General features: G+C 66.5%; 4 protein-coding genes. All 4 read right to left on the reverse strand.

Features of this window, described 5'->3' with window-relative positions:
• Positions 1–330: 330 nt before the first annotated feature.
• A complete protein-coding gene (locus tag ACFVGO_RS24985; protein WP_380634116.1) occupies positions 331–669 on the reverse strand; it encodes a hypothetical protein in 339 nt (112 codons plus the stop codon).
• Positions 670–893: 224 nt separating this feature from the next.
• Positions 894–1,727, reverse strand: coding sequence for a helix-turn-helix transcriptional regulator (locus tag ACFVGO_RS24990; RefSeq protein WP_359905098.1), 834 nt, complete (start codon positions 1,725–1,727; stop codon positions 894–896).
• Positions 1,724–2,248 (reverse strand): DUF6879 family protein, encoded by a 525-nt coding sequence (locus tag ACFVGO_RS24995; protein WP_380358729.1) that lies wholly within the window; start codon positions 2,246–2,248, stop codon positions 1,724–1,726. Before ACFVGO_RS24995 ends, ACFVGO_RS24990 begins: the two co-directional genes overlap by 4 nt.
• Positions 2,232–2,423 carry a hypothetical protein gene (locus ACFVGO_RS25000; RefSeq protein WP_359905104.1) on the reverse strand — a complete coding sequence of 64 codons (192 nt, stop codon included), beginning with the start codon at positions 2,421–2,423 and terminating at the stop codon, positions 2,232–2,234. The genes ACFVGO_RS24995 and ACFVGO_RS25000 overlap by 17 nt, the downstream gene beginning before the upstream one ends.
• Between the last annotated feature and the right edge of the window lie 266 nt (positions 2,424–2,689).

Below are 2,689 nucleotides of genomic sequence, written 5' to 3' on the forward strand. Positions count from 1 at the left end.
CAGAGGAGAGCCGAGAGAGCTCTTGGTTGGGGGGGGGGGGGCCAAGGGGGGGGGTTTGAGCGGATGGGGGGGGGGGGGGGGGGGGGGGGGGGGGGGGCCCCCCCCCCCCCCCCCACGGCCGCGAGGTCCAGCGTGCGCCGTTCGGTGGCCAGCGTGCCGGTCCAGCCGGAGGCCCCGTCGAGGCCGGCCGCCAGGGCCAGCCTCGACGGGAACCACGCCGTGTCCGCCCGGAAGACGGGGGTTCCGCGCCGGTTCAGCTCCTCGATCACGAGGTCGGCGGTGGGATCGAAGGTCCCCGTCAGCACGAGGACGGCATCGGCGATCGGCATCTCAGTCGTTGCTGCTTCCCGGGTCGTCCGGCGCGTCCATCTGCCCGGAGGGCTGCGTCGGGCCGTAGGTCTTGGGCGGGTTGCTGGTCATGTAGACGCCGGGCGGGAGGCCCTCGTAGGTGCAGGTCTGCGTCTCGTCGTCGTAGCCGATGTCGGCGGGCAGGATCCCCCCGGCCCCGGTGACCGGGACGAGGAAGCGGAAGGCGAACGGCCTCCCGGGCCCGCTCTCGCCGTCCAGCCCGGGCATGGACGTCGCACCGGCGACACCCATCGGCAGCCGGGACTCGGCACGGTCGAAGACCGGGACGCCTCCCGGCCGACTCGGAACGGTGGTGGCCATGTGTACCTCCGCGTCGTCGCACTCATCGAATGGTGGGCGCGCACGACGGATTCCTGCGCATGCTGGACTCCCTGTGGCTCCCATCATCGGGCGAGCACAAATGTAGGGGTAGAACGCGGGTGGCCGGCGAGGATTTCCTGTTCGGTCAAAGGTCGACCCGAACCATGAAAGGTGAATGGTCACCGGGAAACGGAGCGAGGCAGGCCGAGATTTATTCCGTGCATTCACCCTCGCCTTTGCTCTTCACTCAAGTACTCGTCTCGAATGGATTCGATCATTCGGCGCATCTCGTCACCAACCATGGCCGCAGCCGCGAATCCATCGAACTTGCGGATGTACAACTCGACATCCCGCGGATCGGTGACCGCGACCTCGGCGTGCACGGTCTCCACCGTCACCGTGCGGTCGTCCCGGATGACGAAGGAGTGCGTCGGCACATCGGACTGCGGTGCGGACAGCGGCACGATCCGGATGTCGACATGGGGCAGGCGAGAGGCGGAGAGGATGCGGTCCAACTGCCCGGCCATCATCGCAGGCGGCACCAGACGCCACCGGAGAACGGGTTCGGTGATGACGAACCGCATTGTCTTCGTGGCGTCGTAGAGGGACTGCTGTCTGACCAGCCTCGCAGCGACTGCCCGTGCGAGCGGTTCCTCACCGAGTCCCTTCCTCCCGAAGACCGCACGCACGTACTCCGGCGACTGCAGGAGTCCCGGAACGAGGGAGGGCTGGAACACGCGGAGAAGCCTGGTGGAGTCGTCCAGCGCTTTGATCTGCTGCTGCTTGCGGTGGTACCCGAGACGCCGGACCAGGCGCCAGGCGGTCGCCTCTGTGGCCTGTGCCCGCGCGGCAGCCATGTACTCGGACTTGACCTCATCGGACACGCCTATAGCGGTGAGAATGCGGTCCACATCCACGACGGTGGGCGACACCTTGCCGGTCTCGATCTTGCTCAGCTTGCTCGGGGACATGACGGCACTGCGGGCCACCGCCTTGGCCTCCTTTCCGGAGGCCTGTCGCAGTTCCCGCAGCGCCGGTCCAAGCCGCGTTCTGTTCACTCGCTGTGCTCGGCCCACCATTCGGAGAACGGAATCGCTTGAGCCATCACGGTGTCGCGGCACGCCCTGAGTTCCGCGGCCCGGCCGCCAGTGAGGAATTCGACGCCGAGGTACTTGCCCCCGTCGTAGCTCATCGAGACCGCAGTCTCGTCGTCGAAGAGCCAGAAGTCCGGTGCTTCGGGAACGGGGTTCTCCCGGTCGGTGACGTCCAGGATGAAGAACTCCTCACCAGCCGTCATATTGCGGTGGTATCCCCATGCGAGCTCGAAGCGAAGGTAGTCCGTGAGCGGCCGCGAGAGGATGTGCACCCGGTACATGCGCTTGCCCGCCCGCGTGGCATCGGCCACTGTTCTGACCCATCCCGCGTTCTTGTAATCATCCGGCTGTTCCTCACCGGCGAGAAAGGCTCGGTAGGCGTCGACTCCACCGGACTGGCTGTAGTCGTCGAGCGTTTCGAGTCGAAAAGCCTCGCGCTCGAACGCCGAGAACCAATCCCCGAGAGTCCTAGATGAGGTTGTCACGGACGGCCTTTCGAATGAGTTCGACGGGAACCTCCACCAACATCTCGTGCGCCGGGATCTGGAGGCTGTGTTCGGTCACGAGCTCGCCCTGGACGGCGAGGGTGCCCCGGTCCGTCAGGTACAGCGTCGGGCACTCGCCCTCGTCGCAGGAACCTACAAGCCGTGTCAGCTCCACAGTTGCCTCCTTGCTCGCCGGGTCTCCGAACGATGCTCCCGGAGCTGATCCGGCAGAGGCAAGGGTCTCCCGTTGCCGGTACTGGAAACCGGGCTGATCTCGAACATATGCACCATCACGTGCTTCGACCGGTGGCTCCTTGCGGGTAGCGAGGAGCCACCGGGGGAGAAGCTTCGGCGGGGGGAAGGGGGAAAGACAAACTCCCCCTCCCGGGTCGTTTTGTGGGGGTTTTCCATCGCCTTTTGGGAGGGAGGCCCTCCGGAAGG

The organism is Kitasatospora sp. NPDC057738, assembly GCF_042798815.1.
GTDB classification, from domain to species: Bacteria; Actinomycetota; Actinomycetes; order Streptomycetales; family Streptomycetaceae; genus Kitasatospora; species Kitasatospora lactacystinica.